Source organism: Monashia sp. HAY1-5C, assembly GCF_056755255.1.
The window spans coordinates 1-446 of record NZ_JBPGXG010000287.1 but is presented as its reverse complement, the minus strand read 5'-3'; the positions used below and the strand labels follow the sequence as shown (position 1 = coordinate 446).

Genomic DNA, 446 nt, shown 5'->3' with positions numbered 1-446 from the left:
TTGACATACTGCTCGGCACCGGCTCCTGCGGGACCGGTGTCCAGGCGTGTTGATGGGTAGGGGAGCGTCGTGTTGCCAGGGAAGCGGCGGAGTGATCCAGCCGTGGAGGCTACACGAGTGAGAATGCAGGCATGAGTAGCGAATGACGGGCGAGAAACCCGTCCGCCGAATAACCAAGGGTTCCAGGGTCAAGCTAATCTGCCCTGGGTAAGTCGGGACCTAAGGCGAGGCCGACAGGCGTAGTCGATGGACATCCGGTTGATATTCCGGAACCGGCGAAGAACCGCCCCTGATGACCCCCGTGATGCTAAGTGCCTGAAGCACGCCCACCGAGACTTCGGTCTCATCGGGTGTGTGGAGCGCACGGCCCGAGCGGGTAGTAGTCAAGCGATGGAGTGACGCAGGAAGGTAGCCTCCGCGTGGCGATGGTTGTCCACGTCCAAGGG

The 446-nt window shown here is 61.9% G+C and carries 1 rRNA gene; it reads left to right on the top strand.

Annotation, left to right across the window (positions count from 1 at the left end):
* A 23S ribosomal RNA gene (locus ACR9ZK_RS21690) occupies positions 1-446 on the top strand; the annotation flags it as partial.